The 16,471-nt window shown below is 61.2% G+C and carries 15 protein-coding genes; 9 read left to right on the top strand and 6 right to left on the bottom strand.

The window, feature by feature from the left end:
• Positions 1 to 78: 78 nt before the first annotated feature.
• The 3 genes from BMY73_RS05925 (at position 79) to BMY73_RS05915 (ending at position 3,294) form a co-directional block, all read left to right on the top strand.
• A complete protein-coding gene (locus BMY73_RS05925) occupies positions 79 to 552 on the top strand; it encodes a potassium channel family protein (RefSeq protein ID WP_092405806.1) in 474 nt (157 codons plus the stop codon).
• 71 nt (positions 553 to 623) lie between these two features.
• Positions 624 to 2,897: a heavy metal translocating P-type ATPase gene (locus BMY73_RS05920; protein ID WP_092405729.1), complete on the top strand. Its 2,274-nt coding sequence runs from the start codon at positions 624 to 626 to the stop codon at positions 2,895 to 2,897.
• Positions 2,898 to 3,039: 142 nt separating this feature from the next.
• Positions 3,040 to 3,294 (top strand): Lpp/OprI family alanine-zipper lipoprotein, encoded by a 255-nt coding sequence (locus BMY73_RS05915; protein ID WP_092405727.1) that lies wholly within the window; start codon positions 3,040 to 3,042, stop codon positions 3,292 to 3,294.
• Positions 3,295 to 3,423: 129 nt separating this feature from the next.
• Here the strand turns inward: BMY73_RS05915 and BMY73_RS05910 are convergent, their stop codons facing one another.
• The 3 genes from BMY73_RS05910 to BMY73_RS05900 form a co-directional block, all read right to left on the bottom strand.
• Positions 3,424 to 3,843: a DUF6691 family protein gene (locus tag BMY73_RS05910; RefSeq protein ID WP_092405725.1), complete on the bottom strand. Its 420-nt coding sequence runs from the start codon at positions 3,841 to 3,843 to the stop codon at positions 3,424 to 3,426.
• A gap of 2 nt (positions 3,844 to 3,845) precedes the next feature.
• The gene (locus tag BMY73_RS05905; RefSeq protein WP_092405723.1) at positions 3,846 to 4,280 is read right to left on the bottom strand and encodes a YeeE/YedE family protein; all 435 of its coding nucleotides are present in this window, start codon (positions 4,278 to 4,280) and stop codon (positions 3,846 to 3,848) included.
• A 136-nt stretch (positions 4,281 to 4,416) separates the two neighbouring features.
• A complete protein-coding gene (locus tag BMY73_RS05900) occupies positions 4,417 to 5,400 on the bottom strand; it encodes a zinc-dependent alcohol dehydrogenase family protein (protein ID WP_092405721.1) in 984 nt (327 codons plus the stop codon).
• A gap of 279 nt (positions 5,401 to 5,679) precedes the next feature.
• On the opposite strand from BMY73_RS05900, the gene BMY73_RS05895 reads away from it, so the two are divergent.
• A complete protein-coding gene (locus tag BMY73_RS05895) occupies positions 5,680 to 6,327 on the top strand; it encodes a BON domain-containing protein (RefSeq protein ID WP_092405719.1) in 648 nt (215 codons plus the stop codon).
• A 30-nt stretch (positions 6,328 to 6,357) separates the two neighbouring features.
• Here BMY73_RS05895 and BMY73_RS05890 read toward each other — a convergent pair whose 3' ends face one another.
• On the bottom strand, positions 6,358 to 7,323 hold the full coding sequence (locus BMY73_RS05890) for an oxidoreductase (protein ID WP_092405717.1): 966 nt from the start codon (positions 7,321 to 7,323) through the stop codon (positions 6,358 to 6,360).
• An 85-nt stretch (positions 7,324 to 7,408) separates the two neighbouring features.
• On the opposite strand from BMY73_RS05890, the gene BMY73_RS05885 reads away from it, so the two are divergent.
• The 3 genes from BMY73_RS05885 (at position 7,409) to BMY73_RS05875 (ending at position 11,009) form a co-directional block, all read left to right on the top strand.
• On the top strand, positions 7,409 to 8,329 hold the full coding sequence (locus BMY73_RS05885; RefSeq protein WP_256570901.1) for an AraC family transcriptional regulator: 921 nt from the start codon (positions 7,409 to 7,411) through the stop codon (positions 8,327 to 8,329).
• A 128-nt stretch (positions 8,330 to 8,457) separates the two neighbouring features.
• A complete protein-coding gene (locus BMY73_RS05880; protein WP_092405713.1) occupies positions 8,458 to 9,834 on the top strand; it encodes a pyridoxal-phosphate dependent enzyme in 1,377 nt (458 codons plus the stop codon).
• Positions 9,831 to 11,009 carry a cystathionine gamma-synthase gene (locus BMY73_RS05875; RefSeq protein ID WP_092405711.1) on the top strand — a complete coding sequence of 393 codons (1,179 nt, stop codon included), beginning with the start codon at positions 9,831 to 9,833 and terminating at the stop codon, positions 11,007 to 11,009. Before BMY73_RS05880 ends, BMY73_RS05875 begins: the two co-directional genes overlap by 4 nt.
• 91 nt (positions 11,010 to 11,100) lie before the next feature.
• Here BMY73_RS05875 and BMY73_RS05870 read toward each other — a convergent pair whose 3' ends face one another.
• Complete coding sequence (locus BMY73_RS05870) at positions 11,101 to 12,990, bottom strand: sigma-54-dependent Fis family transcriptional regulator (protein WP_092405709.1); 1,890 nt, start codon at positions 12,988 to 12,990, stop codon at positions 11,101 to 11,103.
• Positions 12,991 to 13,256: 266 nt separating this feature from the next.
• On the opposite strand from BMY73_RS05870, the gene BMY73_RS05865 reads away from it, so the two are divergent.
• Positions 13,257 to 15,080 (top strand): NAD(P)/FAD-dependent oxidoreductase, encoded by a 1,824-nt coding sequence (locus BMY73_RS05865; RefSeq protein WP_092405707.1) that lies wholly within the window; start codon positions 13,257 to 13,259, stop codon positions 15,078 to 15,080.
• Positions 15,081 to 15,824: 744 nt separating this feature from the next.
• The gene (locus BMY73_RS05855; protein ID WP_062381671.1) at positions 15,825 to 16,067 is read left to right on the top strand and encodes a hypothetical protein; all 243 of its coding nucleotides are present in this window, start codon (positions 15,825 to 15,827) and stop codon (positions 16,065 to 16,067) included.
• A 43-nt stretch (positions 16,068 to 16,110) separates the two neighbouring features.
• Here the strand turns inward: BMY73_RS05855 and BMY73_RS05850 are convergent, their stop codons facing one another.
• Positions 16,111 to 16,446, bottom strand: coding sequence for an ArsR/SmtB family transcription factor (locus BMY73_RS05850; protein ID WP_062382041.1), 336 nt, complete (start codon positions 16,444 to 16,446; stop codon positions 16,111 to 16,113).
• Positions 16,447 to 16,471: the final 25 nt, after the last annotated feature.

Below are 16,471 nucleotides of genomic sequence, written 5' to 3'. Positions count from 1 at the left end.
TTCCCTTAGAGACGTGATCTTTATCAAGCCCGACAGGGACGGACGGTGCACACTCACGGAATGTCGGAGGCCGCGCTCATGATCCTGATTACGCTGATCAACACGCTGATCATCACCACCGCAGTCATCGTCCACTACGAATGCTTGATGCGGCTTAACCTGCTGATGCCCAGACTCAACATCTGGCACCGATTCAGAATGGTCTTCGGCGTCCTCGGCGCACTGGTGGCGCATGCCGTCGAGGTCTGGATCTTCGCGCTGGGGTATTACCTGATGAATGCCTCTGAACACCTGGGGCAACTGACAGGGAATTACGACGGCAGCTTCATGGATTCGGTGTATTTCTCCTTTACCACCTTCACCACCATAGGCTTCGGTGATATCACGCCAACGGGCCCGCTCAAATTCCTGACGGGGCTGGAGGCCCTGACAGGCCTTGTTCTCATCACCTGGACGGCCTCGTTCCTGTTTATCGAGATGCAGAAATACTGGAGTGACAGGGACAAGAACACCCACGCGCGTTCTGGCGACAACCGCCGTGACAGCCATTGAGGGTAACCGCGAGGTCCGCGTGCCTTCGTCGTTCGATCCTGCGAATCCACAACCGGCATAAGGTAGAGATCATGCAACGAGGCAGGCTGGACCCCGCACTTTTACTGATTTCGATCGCCGCCCTGCTGGCTGGCCTGTTCGCCAACACCTTCGGGCGTCCCGATCTGGCGCATTTTTTCTGGACAGCCTCTGCGGTCCTGCTGATGGTGGTTACCGGGCTGGAGGTCATCATCAGCGTGTTACGCAAGCAGGTCGGTGTGGATCTCATCGCCCTGTTGTCCATTGCCGCTGGCCTATGGTTTTCGCAGTTTCTGGTGGTGGCAGTCATTGCGGTCATGCTCGCCTCTGGACGCTCTTTGGAGTTCTATACCTCCCAACGTGCCGAGCGTGAGCTGCGTCGCTTGATTCAGCGAGCCCCCACCTTCGCCTGGCGTCTGGAGGGTGAGAGTCTGACTCAGGTCCCGTTGGACTGTGTCATGCCTGGACAGCGCATTCTGGTGCGCATGGGCGAGGTGATTCCGCTTGACGGCGTCCTTGTGATGAGTGGCGCTACCGTCGACGAGTCTGCACTCACGGGCGAACCGATTCCTGTCGGGTTTTCCGCGGGGGCGACTATCAGAAGCGGTTCAGTCAACGTCGGAGCCCCCTTCACGCTTCAGGTCACCCACCGTGCAGGCGAAAGTACCTACGCAGGCATCGTGAGAATGGCCGAAGCAGCACGGCGTTCAAAAGCGCCTTTTGTGAGGGCTGCGGACCGTTATGCATTGATGCTCATCCCCGTGACCCTGTTGATTGCGGGGATCGCCTGGGTGCTGTCGGGCGACCCTCTGCGCGCGCTGGCGGTGGTGGTGGTGTCAACGCCCTGCCCGCTTATTCTGGCCGTCCCGATCGCCATTCTCTCGGGCATTTCGCGCTGTGCCCGACGAGGCATTCTGGTTAAAGACGGCGCCACACTCGAGGCGGTCGCGCAAACCTGTTTTCTGATGCTGGACAAGACCGGAACGCTCACCACCGGCCGTCCGTGCATCGACAGTGTCGAAACCACGGGCGATATCAGTCAGGACCGCTTGCTGTACCTGGCGGCTTCGCTGGCACAGGCCTCCACACATCCGGTGTCCAGCGCCATCGCCGCAGCGGCACAAAAGGCCAACGTTGTACTGGGCATGCCGACTGAGATCAGCGAATCCGCCGGGGCCGGGCTTAAGGGCCTTGTCGATGGGCAACGCGTTGAAATGGGCAGCCTGGCCTATCTCGATACGCAGAGTCCGTGGTCGAACGCACTGCTGGCACGCCTGGATTACCAGGGAGCGGGTGCCAGTTTCATCGCGGTGGACGGCAAGCTTGCCGGCGCTGTTGTGTTCAGCGACCAACTGCGCGTGGAGTCCGCTGGCGCCGTACGTGCACTCAAGCACCTGGGGGTGGAAAAGGTCACGATGCTGAGCGGTGACCGTCTGGAGACCGCCCAATGGATCGCCATTGGCGCGGGTATCGACGAGGTGCGCGCCCGGCTGGCACCCGAGGATAAAGTGCGCGCTGTCCAGACCTCGTGCGCCTTGGGCACGACGATGATGGTGGGCGACGGCATCAACGACGCACCGGCACTGGCAGCAGCGGACATCGGCGTTGCGATGGGTGCTGCGGGCGCCAGCGCTGCGTCGGAAGCGGCGGGCATCGTGCTGTTGGTTGACCGGCTCGACCGCGTCGCACACGCCATGGAAATCGCCCGCCGCTCCTGCCGGATCGCCCGGGAAAGCATGTTCGTCGGCATGGGCTTGTCGACGCTCGCGATGCTGGTGGCTGCTGCCGGTTATTTACCGCCGCTCGCCGGGGCGGTCGTGCAGGAGTGCATCGATGTGGGTGTCATCCTTAACGCATTGCGCGCACTGACATCACCCGGCTGGAGAATGTTGCCCAGGCTGAAGGCTGAATCTTTGCAACGGCTCGGAGACGATCATCAGAAAATGGCGAAGGTGCTGAAGACCCTGCATCGTCTGGCCCGCGATTTCAATCACCTGCAACCGGAGCGCGCTCGAACCGAACTGCGGGCACTGATGGCGCTGCTCGACCAGGACCTGCTGCCTCATGAACAGGATGATGAAAACCGGCTCTACCCTATGCTGATGGCGTACCTGCACGGAGACGACCCGTTGGCCGCGCTGAGCCACACACATCGCGAGATTTTCCGCCTGGTGAATCTTCTCGAACACTTGAGCGACGGTCCTGTTCACCACGCTGCGGATTTTCAAAGGGACGAAATCCACACGACATTGATTCGTCTGGACACACTCCTGACCCTGCACTTTTCACAGGAAAACGAGATGTTCGACAGCCTCGATCAACGCTGATCGAGGCTGTCGAGGCTGAAAAACGCGCGGTCACGTTGCGAACATCTCCTGACTTTAATCAAACGGTATTTTCGTTGTAACGATACGATTGGGTGACCCGGCAGCTTCTGCCTCTTTCCAGCAACACAACGAGGAATACGCGATGAAACGCCTAGCCATGACCGCCTTTATCGTGATCCCCCTGGCTTTCACAGCAGGGTGCGGTCACCGACACACCCAAGAAATGGACGCGCGGATGGAGGCCGTAGAGAACACCGCAGCGACCGCACGGCTCAGGGCGGACCAAGCCTATGACAAGGCTGAGATGGCAATGAGTGCCGCCAGTCAGGCGCAGAAAACAGCTGACGAAGCCAATGAGCGGGCCACTCGCATGCTGGGAAAAGCCACCCGAAAATAACCTGTGGGTAAGCCTCCGGTCGTCGCCCGGCGGCGGCTCATGAGCTGAATCCGAGCCGGGTGCGCCTGCCGGGTCAAGGTCTGGCGGCCATCCGGGATGACTGCGCATGATTTCCCTCAGCGTCCACCATCAATGGCTACGCCGGGCTTCCAGAGCGGTGAACACCCACATGCCCGCCAGCATGGCGAGCATGAACACGATTATCTGCCAGTGTCCTGTCAACAGAATGGCAACGGCAGGTCCAGGGCAGATGCCTGCGTTTCCCCACCCGATACCGAACAACACACTGCCACCCACCAGGCGCTTGTCCAGCGTGCGTTTGCCCGGCAGTTGCATCGGGTTTCCCAGGATTGATCTCGACTGCTGTCGAGCCCAGGCCATCGGGCCGATGGCGACCGCGATTGCGCCTGCCATGACCAGTGCCAGGGAAGGATCCCAAGCACCCGATACATCGAGAAAGGCCAGCACCTTTTGAGGATTCGCCATGCCCGCCAGAAGCAGGCCCAGACCGAACAGGATGCCGGCAAGGAATGCGGTCAACTTGCTCATGCTCAGTGCCCCCATAAATGACGTGCGACAAACACGGTGGCGAAACCGCTGAACATGAAGCACCCCGTTGCCACCATCGAGCGAGGCGAGAGCCTGGCAATGCCACAGACACCATGGCCGCTTGTGCAACCCGCGCCATAGCGTGTGCCGATGCCGACTGCCAACCCGGCGAATACGAGTCCGGGCCAGCCGCTCGAAAACTCGATGGTCGGGAGCGTGGCGTACAGGCGCCAGATCAACGGCGCCACAAGCAGCCCTGTCAGAAACAGCACCGTCTCGATTGCCCCGGTGGTACTCCGTTGCAAAAGGCTGCCGATCAGTCCGCTGATGCCAGCGATACGGCCGTTGGCGACGATAAACAGACTGGCCGCCAGGCCAATCAACATGCCACCGATAAGGGATGACCAAGGCGTGAAATCGGGCCAGTCGATCGTCATGAGCGTCTCACTGCGGGTGAATTAAAGGCCCTGATTATGGACCAGGCGATCAGTGTGGCAATGCGCTCGTCCGTCGACATGGGAAGCTCCAACGTGATGAGGTGGAGTACCGCGTTCACCGCATGGCTGTCCGTGCTTAAGGAATGAGCACTGCTGCGCCTTGAAAAGCGCCGGAACGCAGATCGTCCAGTGCCTGATTGGCTTGGTGCAAAGGATAGCTGTGCGTGTGGGTGACGATTTTCATGTCCCTGACCCCCGCGAAGAAATCGATACCGTCCTGGCGAGTCAGATTGGCCACCGATAACAGCGAACGTTCTTCCCACAGCCAGCGGTAAGGGAAACGCGGAATATCGCTCATGTGGATACCGGCGCACACCACCTTCGCGCCTTTGCGAACGGCATGTAACGCCAGCGGAACCAACGCACCGACCGGCGCGAATATGATGGCTGCGTCCAACGGTTCCGGAGATGGCTCGTCGGAACCGCCCGCCCATACTGCGCCCAGACGCTTGGCGAATGCGCACGCTTCTTTGTCACCGGGCCGAGTGAACGCGAAGACCTCTCGACGCTGGGCGATGGCGACCTGGGTAATGATGTGAGCAGCCGCACCGAAACCATACAGGCCTAGCCTTTTCCCCGGTCCGGCCATGGACAATGCCCGCCAGCCGATCAAACCGGCGCATAACAGCGGCGCCAACGACTCATCAGTGCCTCGCTCATCCAGAGCGAACACAAAACGCGCGTCGGCCACGGTCGCAGTGGCGAAACCACCATCGAGTGTGTAACCGGTAAAACCCGGTGAGTCGCAGAGGTTTTCACGATGAGAGCGGCAGTAGCTGCAGCTCCCACACGTGTGGCCCAGCCAGGGAACCCCGACCCTGTCACCTGCCTGGAGGCCCTTCACACCGGCACCGATTGCCGAGACCCGTCCGACGATTTCATGGCCAGGGATCAACGGCAGATGCGGATGAGGCAATTCACCGTCCACGACATGAAGATCAGTGCGACAGACGCCGCAGGCCCCCACATCGATCAGTACCTGTCCCCTGCCGGGCGTGCGGTCCGGTAACTGGCAATGCACCAGTGGCTCCCCGGCTCGGTGTAAGACCATCGCGTACATGCGGATTGCCCTCGCAGTCAACCCACCCCGTCGAATGCCTGGCGCCGGGACGGTTCTGGGTAACACCAAGACTGACGCTTTGGCCAGTGGTGGTTATTGACTCAAGTCAGAAACAGGTGTCGACCGTTTCAGAGGCCTCGGACAGGCTACGTGCGCATTAGCGATGTCTCGCCAAATCCTGATAAAGCTCAACGTTTTTTTTCTTCGGTACCCGTTCAATGAGCGATGTCCATTGGCATGACCCGTTCCAGGGTCATTCACCTATCTATGGGAGCGAACATGAACGATCTGCTGCTGCGCAAAGCCATTCTTGAAGAACTTGAATTTCAACCCCACATCGACGCCGCCGCCATAGGCGTGGCAATCGAGAACGGCGTGGTGTGCCTGACCGGCCACGTCAACACCTACGCGGAAAAGATCGCCGCCGAGCGTGCAGTCAAGCGCGTCAAGGGGGTGAAAGCCATTGCCGAGGAGATCAAGGTCAGGCGTGCTTCAGAGACTGATCTCGGGGACGAATCCATCGCTTCACGGTGCATGGATGTGCTTCGGTGGAACAGCGCGATCCCGCAGGACTGCATGCAGATCAAGGTGCAGCAGGGTTGGGTCACGCTGGAGGGCCGGGTGGACTGGCAATATCAGAAAGAAGCCGCTGAAAGCGCGATACGAAAACTGGCGGGTGTTGCTGGCATCAATAACATGCTGGTGGTTCGGCCCAAGGCCAATCCCGACGACATCAAGGAGCGCATTGAAGCGGCGATCGCGCGAAATGCCGAGCTCGATGCCTGTAAGGTCCGGGTGACCGTTGAAGGCAAGACAGTCAAACTCGAAGGTTACGTCGATCTGTGGATGCAGAGAAAAGCCTTTGAGAATGCAGCCTGGGCGGTGCCTGGGGTATGCCACGTCGAAAACTACATTCTCATTGCCTGAAGAGGCGGTTCGGACAACCCTCCTGGTCTTTCAAACACCCATTGCGGTCCACTGCTCCGACAGGCGCCACAGCCGTTCAGCGTATTCGGCGTCGACCGCCCACGGCGCCACGCCCTTGCGGCCGGTTTCCGGACGGTTCAGCGTTGCGATGTTGCAGTCTTCGCAGTACACCCCGCCTTGGCCATTCAGTGCTGAACTGGTCGCACACCACAAACCGGTCGCTGCGCCTTGTTCGAGGGTCTTGAGCCCGAGTTCAGGCGCAATTTTCTGCTGGCCGTTTTCGTCCAGCACGTCGAACGCGGCAATCTCGTCGCGGCTCAGGTGGCGGCCCAGATCGGTCAGGATCTGGCCGGGATGCAATGAAAAAGCACGAACGCCCTGCTCGCGACCGCGCTGGTCGAGCGCTACGGCGAACAGGGCATTGGCGGTTTTGGACTGCCCATAGGCGTTCCATTTGTCATAGGCGCGACGGTTGAAATCGATGTCGTCGAAGTCCACTCCGGCGATGTGGTGACCGCGCGACGATACGGCGACGACGCGCGCATCGCCAGAGGCCCGCAAGGCCGGCCACAGTCCACACGTGAGTCGGTAATGTCCAAGGTGGTTGATCGAAAACTGGCTTTCGTGTCCTGCCGCGTCGCGCCGCAGTGGCGAGGCCATGACGCCCGCGCAGTTGATCAACAGTGAGACCGGATGCCCCCGCCCGACCACGTCAGCGCAGAAAGCCTGAATGGCGTCGGGCCTGCTCAGGTCCATCGGTTGGACCTCGACGTTCTTGACCCCCACGAGAGCTGCGTGGGCGCGCTCGATATCCCGGGCTGGCACGATGACCTGCGCGCCTGCGTCGGCCAGACATTTTGCCGTGACCAGGCCCAGCCCGGAGTAACCGCCCGTCACAATGGCTAACCGGCCCGAGAGGTCCACGCCCGCCATCACGTCGGCTGCGGTACTGGCGGCATCGAACGGTGAAGCAATGGGTTGCTGAAGCGTCGTCATGAAAAGGCCCTCGCTGTGTAGTAGAGGGAAAGATTCTTCGTTAAGGTGCGCGGACGAAACAGCTCAAATCATCCGGATTTTTATCGTGATCATCCAGAATCCCTCTTCTGATCCGCTCTCCGACGTGCTGGCCCTGGCGGGACTCAGGGCCGCGTGCTCGGTACGCTTGCGAGCGGGAGGTCAATGGGCGCTGCGCTTCCAGCCCATTGAATTGAAATTCAACGTCGTGCGACAGGGCGAATGTTGGCTTTGCATGGACGATCTGCCGCCACGGCACCTCGGTGCAGGCGACTGCTTCGTGGTTTCCCGCACGCCCTTCGTACTGGCCAGCGCGCCGGAAATACCCGCGATCAATGCGTCGGAAGTCTTCTCGCAGTCAGGTTCATCGGCAACGTACGGGGTAGGTGATAACGTGGAACTGCTCGGCGGCAGTGTCTCGTTGGTCAGCCCCGGTGCGGCGGAGCTGCTTGACCTGTTACCGCCCGCCATCGTGATTCATGCCGGGGCCGGCGGCGCTTCATCGTTTGCCTGGCTGCTGGATGAACTGGACCGGGAATGGCAATCGACGCAAGCGGGCGCTTACGCGATGTGCAATGACTTGCTGCGGCTGATCTTCGTTCATGCGTTGCGCCACCATATCACCACGGCCGACGTCGCCGACCTGGCCTGGCTGGGCGGGTTACGAGAGCCTGCCATCGCCAGCGTGATGCGTGCCGTTCATGGCGCGCCGGAAAAAGCCTGGCGGCTGGCAGACATGGCGCAGATCGCCCGCATGTCGCGCTCCAGCTTTGCTGCGGTGTTCAAAGCCCGTGTCGGACAGTCGCCTGTCGAGTACGCCACGTGCTGGCGCATGAAGGTTGCCGCGTCCCGCTTGTCGCGGGGCGGCGCCGCCGTCGCGACCGTTGCAGCCTCGCTGGGATATCTGTCCGATGCAGCCTTTGGGGTCGCCTTCCGGCGGGTTCACGGGATGTCCCCAGGGCAGTATCGCCGTGCGTTTCAAACATAACGCTATCACCCGCCCTTCCGACTGTTCGCGCCCTGTCAATGAACACGACGACCCTTGCGTCCAGACCGGTGCACATTTGCAACGAGTCGCTGTCCATTTCGTATGGGGTGTACACGTGAGGAAATGACATGTCAGCTGAATCCCGTCCGGCCGTCCTTGAACTGATTGGCAACACCCCGCTGGTGCGCGTCAGTCGCATCGACACGGGGCTTTGTACGTTGTTTCTGAAACTCGAATCCCAAAACCCCGGCGGTTCGATCAAGGATCGCATCGGTCTGGCGATGATCGACGCCGCCGAGCGTGACGGCTCGCTGCGTCCCGGTGGGACCATTGTCGAGGCGACGGCGGGGAACACCGGATTGGGCCTGGCACTGGTAGGCCGCGCCAAGGGCTATCGGGTCGTGCTGGTGGTGCCCGACAAGATGTCCACGGAGAAGGTCCTGCACCTCAAAGCCATGGGCGCCGAAGTGCACATCACCCGTTCCGACGTCGGAAAAGGCCATCCCGATTACTATCAGGACGTCGCCGCCAGGTTGGCGAAGGACATACCCGGTGCGTTCTTTGCCGACCAGTTCAACAATCCGGCGAACCCATTGGCCCATGAGTGCAGCACCGCGCCGGAAATCTGGGCCCAGACACAGCATGACCTGGACGCCATCGTGGTCGGTGTCGGATCGGCAGGCACCCTCACCGGCCTGACCCGGTTCTTCAAACGGGTGCAACCGGACCTTGAGATGGTCCTGGCCGATCCGGTCGGCTCGGTGGTCGCGCAATACAGCCGCACCCGCACCCTGCCGGAGCCAGGCTCCTGGGCGGTGGAGGGCATTGGCGAAGACTTCATTCCCTCGTTTGCCGACCTCTCCAGCGTTCGTCACGCGTATTCCATCAGCGATGAAGACAGCTTCGAACATGCGCGCCACCTGCTACGCGCCGAGGGTATTCTGGGCGGCTCATCGACGGGCACGCTGCTGGCCGCTGCGCTGCGGTTTTGCCGCGAACAGAAAACGCCCAAACGCGTGGTCAGTTTCGTTTGCGACACCGGAACCCGGTACTTATCCAAGGTCTACAATGATCAGTGGATGACGGATCAGGGCCTGCTGCAGCGCACCCGGTACGGAGACCTGCGCGACCTGATCGCCCGCCGCTTCGAGGACGGCCGCGTCATCAGCGTCGGCCCGGATGACACCCTGCTCACCGCCTTTCAGCGCATGCGTCTGGCCGATGTCTCGCAGTTGCCGGTGCTGATCGACGGCAAGCAACTGGTCGGGGTCATTGATGAATCCGATATCCTGCTGGGCGTTCACAATGACGCGTCGCATTTTCGCACCACGGTCGCCAGCGCCATGACTGGCAGGCTGGAAACCCTGCCGCCAGACGCCAGCCTGGCAAGCCTTCAGGCCGAACTGGATCGCGGTCTGGTGGCCATCATCGCCGACGCCTCAGGCTTTCACGGCCTCATCACCCGCGTCGACCTGCTCAATCACTTGCGGAGATCCCTTGCATGAGTCAGCACGACGAACACACCCCCTCCCACACCTTCGCCACCCGCGTGATTCATGCCGGTCAATCGCCGGACCCTTCGACCGGCGCGCTGATGCCGCCGATCTACGCCAACTCCACCTACCTGCAAGACAGCCCCGGCGTACACAAAGGTCTGGACTATGGCCGCTCGCACAACCCGACGCGCTTTGCACTGGAACGTTGTGTGGCAGACCTTGAAGGCGGCACCCAGGCCTTTGCGTTCGCTTCCGGACTGGCGGCGATTGCTTCGGTACTGGAACTGCTCGACGTCGGCTCACACATCGTATCTGGCGATGATCTCTATGGCGGCACGTTCCGCCTGTTCGACAAGGTTCGCCAGCGCAGCGCGGGCCATCGTTTCAGCTTCGTCGACATGACCAATCCTTCCGCCGTCGAAGCCGCCCTTCAGGAAGACACCCGGATGATCTGGGTCGAGACACCAAGCAATCCGCTGCTGCGTCTGTCCGACCTGGCCGCCATCGCGCGCATCTGCCGTGACCGGAACATCATTTGCGTCGCCGACAACACCTTCGCCAGCCCCTGGATTCAGAACCCGCTGGCGCTGGGTTTCGACATCGTCGTGCATTCCACCACCAAGTACCTCAACGGTCACTCGGACGTCATCGGCGGCATCGCCGTGGTCGGCCAGAATCCGGAATTGGCGGAGCGTCTGGGCTTTCTGCAAAATTCGGTCGGTGCCATCGCAGGACCGTTCGACGCGTTTCTGACCCTGCGCGGCGTGAAAACCCTCGCACTACGCATGGAACGCCACTGCAGCAACGCGCTTGAACTGGCGCAATGGCTGGAGCGTCAGCCTCAGGTGGCTGCGGTTTACTACCCGGGACTGCCCGCGCATCCGCAACACGCCCTCGCCTGTCGGCAAATGCGTGGATTCGGCGGCATGATTTCACTGGACTTGAAAACCGATCTGGCCGGGACGCGGCGCTTCCTCGAACAGGTGCAGCTATTTGCCTTGGCAGAAAGCCTGGGTGGCGTCGAAAGCCTGATCGAACACCCCGCCATCATGACCCACGCCAGCATCCCGGCGGAAAACCGCGCAAAACTCGGCATCGGCGATTCACTGGTCAGGCTGTCGGTGGGGATCGAAGACGTCGAGGATCTGCGCGCAGACCTGGCGCAGGCATTGAGCAGTATTTGAAAGACGTTTGCTCCAGCCCTGTCCTGACAGACAGGGACTGGGTTGTCCGATCTGGCCGGAGGGACCGGCCCCCACGCTCCGACGCATCCCCTTAGCCCGGCCTTCTAATTCCGTGATGGCGCAGCTTGCGATACAGCGTATTGCGGCTGATGCCCAAACGCTCCGCCACACGGGCGACGTGCCAGTGCTCCGCTTCGATCAAACTGACCAAGGTCTGCCGCTCGGACAGATTGAGCGGGTTCTCCACATCGGCAGCGGGCACGGTCGGCAGCAACTCTTCCACGTCCTCCCGTGTAATGCGCCCATCCCACGCCAACGCAACCAGTGTGCGCAAACAGGTGCGCAATTGCCGCACGTTGCCCGGCCAGGGATGCGACAGCAAGCGCTCCTTCACGCCGGGCTCGAGCTGGATTTTCATTCCCTTCGCCTCTTCGCGCAGCAGCCATTCGAGCAGGTTGCTTTTGTCGGAACGTTCGCGCAGTGGCGGCAACTGGACGACAAACCCGCCGACCCGATAGAAAAGATCCTCCCGGAAACGACCGTCAGCCACGCACGCGTTGAGGTCCTGATGGCTGGCACTGACAAGCCGGATGTCCAGAGGGCGTGAGGATGCACCGCCCAATGGCATCACTTGACGCTCCTCCAGTACCCGCAACAGACGGGTTTGCAAGGCCAGCGGCATGTCGGCGATCTCGTCGAGAAACAGGATCCCTCCGTGCGCCTGTTCCAGCTTGCCGACCATGCCGTCCTTGCGCGCGCCGGTGAAACTGCCGCCGCGATAGCCGAACAGCTCGCTTTCGATCAGCGATTCTGGGATCGCCGCGCAGTTTATGGCGATAAACGGTTGGTTCGATCGCGAGCTCGCCCTGTGCAGCGCCGCTGCAAAGGCCTCCTTGCCAGTCCCCGTCTCGCCCTGCAGAAAGACCGGGACATCGCGCTCCAGCACCCGCAGCGCCCGTCCGAAACCACGTTGCAGGCGAGGATCTTCCAGGCACACCCGCACGTCGTTGATTTTCGGCATTGCTGGCACAACCACGGGCGACGGGCGCACTGGCGCTCGCAACTGGCCGTAAAACAGGCGTCCGTCCCGCAGGCGTAATGGCCAGCAGACGCTGGGTTGAGCACTGGCCTGACTCAGCACCTGGTCAAGCGGCGTTTCAAGCAGCATCGTCAATGCGTGCCCGACCACGTGCTCGCGACTCAGGCCGAGCAGGTCCAGCGCGGCCTGGTTGACGGAACACACGCGGGCTTCATCGTCGAAGCCGAGCAGGCCTTCACCCAGCAGGCCGACGAACCCGGCTTGCGGATGAAAGCGCAATAAGTAACGGTCTGGAGCATCGCCCAGAAAGAAACAGCTTTCGATCAGGCGGGCCGACAGGTTGGTCAGCGCCATGGCCTGAAAATGCTGCTGAAGGCTTTGCGCGTCCCGGACGGAAGACAGGTTGAGGACGGCCAGCAACTCGCCCTTTGCGTCGAATATCGGACTCGCCGAACACGTGAGGCCGACGTGCTTGCCGCGGAAATGCTCGTCCCGGCGAATGGTCACGTGGCGCCGTTCCACCAGGCAGGTACCCACACCATTGGTGCCCTCGCTTTCTTCACTCCAGACCGACCCCAACCACAGGCCGGAACGCTGAAAATCGGCGCGCTCGGCTTCGTTGAACACACTGTCGATCGCCACGCCACGCGCATCAGTGAGCAGCACCACATGGCCGTCACGGCCGACCTGCTGATGCAGGCTGTTCATCTGCCAACGCGCGACACCGATGACGTGCTCCAACGGTGCACGGTGATCCTGCAGGCGCGGGTGTTCGACGACATCCGGCGCACGGGGGCTGGCGGGGTCGAGCCCATGTTGGTCCAGGCAGCGGCGCCAGGAACGGGCGATAGCGACATCGGCCACCGGGCCAGGCGCGGGCTGGGTGCCCTGCACGGCTTGCAAAACTTGTTGGGCGTGGGCGCTGATCAGGGTGGGCGTCATTGTTCTTATTCTCCGCGACATTCAACAAACGGTTCCGTCCGCAGCTTAGACCAAGACACCCGGCAGCAAGCGGCAACGGGACAGACGACGCCTCGCACCGCGTGACACTGTGTCACGCGTCATTATCGCCAGCGTGACACGGGCGTGACGTGGCAAGGCGCAAAAAACCTGACGGCAACCGCTCTGGGACAGGGGTTTTGCAGTCATGGCCCATCCTTTGCTCTGAACGAAACGGAACAAAAACAACAAGACCGGGAGAAACACCCATGAATGTCGCTATCGAAACACCCCTGCAAACCCCTACTGCCCAACTGTCGTCCTGGGTGCAAAACCTTGGAGAACGTCTCGCCCAGCGTGATATCGACGGCACCCTCGAACTGTTTGCCGACACGTGTTACTGGCGTGATCTGCTGCTGTTCAGCTGGAACCTGGTCACCCTGGAAGGCAAACCCGCCATCCGCGACATGCTCGAAGCGCGTCTTGCCACCACAGGCCCCGAACACTGGAAGCTGGAAGGCGACGCGACGCTGAAGGATGGCGTGCTGGAAGGCTGGATCAGCCTGGAGACCGATGTCGCGCGCGGGAAAGGCTATGTGCGGCTGAAGGACGGTCTGTGCTGGACCCTGCTGACGACCATGCGTGAACTCAAAGGTTACGAAGAGCCCACTGGCCGACGCCGCCCCATGGGCGCCCATCACGGCCATGGCCATGCCGACAAACGCAACTGGCTGGAGCGCCGCCGCGATGAAGAGGCGTCCCTGGGCATCACCACTCAACCCTACTGCCTGATCGTGGGCGGTGGTCAGGGCGGCCTGGGGCTTGCGGCGCGGCTCAAGCGCCTGGGCGTCCCCACGCTCGTCATCGACAAGGCCGAGCGGCCGGGCGATCAATGGCGGGGACGCTACAAATCACTGTGTCTGCACGACCCGGTCTGGTACGACCACATGCCTTACCTGCCCTTCCCCGATCACTGGCCGGTGTTCACCCCCAAAGACCAGATTGGCGACTGGCTGGAAATGTATACGAAGGTGATGGAGCTCAATTACTGGGCGCGCACCGAATGCGTCAACGCCCGATTTGACGAACAGGCCGGCACATGGACCGTCGACGTGCTGCGCGACGGTGAACGCCTGACGTTGCAACCGACCCAGTTGATTCTTGCCACCGGCATGTCCGGCGTGGCCAACGTGCCGGTCTATCCAGGCGCTGAGGAGTTCAAAGGTCAGCAGCATCACTCCAGCCGCCATCCCGGTGGCGATGCGTGGCGCGGCAAACGTGCGGTGGTCATCGGTGCGAATAACTCGGCCCACGACATTTGCGCCGACCTGGTGGAGAACGGCGCCGACGTCACCATGGTTCAGCGCTCCAGCACCCACATCGTGCGCTCCGACAGCCTGATGGAGCTGGTGTTCGGCGGGCTGTATTCGGAAGACGCACTGGAGAGCGGACTGACCACCGACAAGGCCGACATGTTGTTCGCGTCCATTCCCTACAAGGTGATGCCGAGTTTCCATCAACCTGTCTTCGAGGCGATCAAGGTCCGCGACAAAGCGTTCTACGAACGACTTGAGAACGCGGGCTTCATGCTCGATTTTGGCGATGACGAATCCGGACTGTTCATGAAGTACGTACGTCGCGGGTCCGGTTATTACATCGATGTCGGTGCATCCGAGTTGATCGCCAACGGCACGATCAAGCTCAAGAGCGCGCCAGGGCTTGGTGTTGAGCGCATAGAGGCAGACGCTGTCGTGCTCAACGACGGCAGCCGGTTGCTTGCAGACCTGATCGTCTATGCCACCGGCTATGGTTCGATGAACGGCTGGGCGGCAAAACTGATTTCTCAAGACGTTGCGGACAAGGTCGGTCGCTGCTGGGGGCTGGGTTCCGGCACCACCAAGGATCCGGGCCCTTACGAAGGCGAATTGCGCAATATGTGGAAGCCGACACAACAGCAAAACCTGTGGTTCCATGGCGGCAATCTTCACCAGTCACGGCATTACTCGTTGTACCTTGCGCTGCAGTTGAAAGCGCGCTTCGAGGGTCTTGAGCCCTCGGTGTATGCCCTTGCTCCCAGCCACCACGCCGGCTGATCTCAGCGTCGCCCGACTTCGGTCGGGCGGTCCTCTCGTGCGCCCGAAAACGCCTACACTGTCCCTCGATCAGTGCTTCAGACCTGAGCGTTCGGTAATGCCGTGAAGGCCGATCGCCCACTATCCGTCTATCGCTGCAGGAGATGACTGTATGCCAAAGAGTCGTTCCCCTCTCACCATGGACTGCTGGAACAAGGCGTGGATCATTCACGGCCATAAGCTGGCGTGCCGGCATTGCGGCGCGAAGCAATGCCCGACGACGGACGAACCCCCCTTCAGACACAGCGAAACCTGTGAAATGAGTGCCACAGGGCCCCGGTACCCCTGGAAGGAGCTCAACGACCTGCTTAAGGCGGATCTTGCAGACACCCGAAGGATGCTCCATTGACGACCCACGGCGGGGAGTGCCTCAAAAGGCAGAACCCTGGCCAGTGATGGCGCCATGCGGCCTGTCAAATCGCGAGCATTAAAAAACCCGCCTGAGCGGGTTCTTTTCTATCAAATCCATTCCAACGTCCTGTCGGCAGCCTTCCGGGCACATGGCAGATCATCCGTGACCTCTGAAGCCCGTCCTGTGCTTCAGTTGACGGTTCCAATGTAGGCCGTCGGCACCGACGCGTATACGGCAGGATTGCGCCAATGCGTGTAAGCCTTTCGCCATAGGTCATGCCGGACGCTTGCCAGTGTGCTGCCGATACGTGCGAAGATGCCGCGACTGAGCCCTCGGCCATTCAGGATTGAGCAATGCCACAAGAGCGAATCGAAGCCCTCCGCCTTCACAGGTCCATACAAGGGCCGGTCAATGATCTGGTGCGGGCGCTGAACGCGGCCAGTACCCGTGAAGACGTCGAACGAGAGGGTGCGATGGAAATTGCCTTCATTCTGGGCCTTGAAACGTCACGACGGCTGCGCGCCGCCGACATCGAAGCGCTGTACATCATTTTCGATGACGCCGTGCAGGAACGCCTCAGACAATTAGAGCGCTAGACCGCTTTCCAGAAGCCCGAACCCGCGCACTGCATACGAGGCGTCAGACCTGCGCCAGGATACAGTTCAGCAGCCCCGGGAAACGCTGTTCAAGTTCATCGGAACGCAACGTGTTCATGTGCGTGGTGCCGACATTGCGGGTCTGGACCAGCCCTGCATCCCGCAAGACACGGAAATGATGAGAAACGCTGGACTTGGGTCGACCGCCGTCCAGTTCGCCGCACGTCGCCTCGGCGACACGGGCCAGATGACGCACGATGTCCAGACGAATCGGGTCGCTCAACGCGTAAAGCAGACGCTCAAGAGACAGTTCAGACGGCAGAGGATGTTTGTAGGCACGCATGTGCGCATCATAGCGAGGGGTTTCGCGCAGCGCCATATTTCGATTACTATCGAACAAGCGA

This window comes from Pseudomonas sp. NFACC02 (assembly GCF_900110765.1).
In the GTDB taxonomy this organism is placed as follows: domain Bacteria; phylum Pseudomonadota; class Gammaproteobacteria; order Pseudomonadales; family Pseudomonadaceae; genus Aquipseudomonas.
This window is presented reverse-complemented; position numbering and strand designations above follow the sequence as displayed.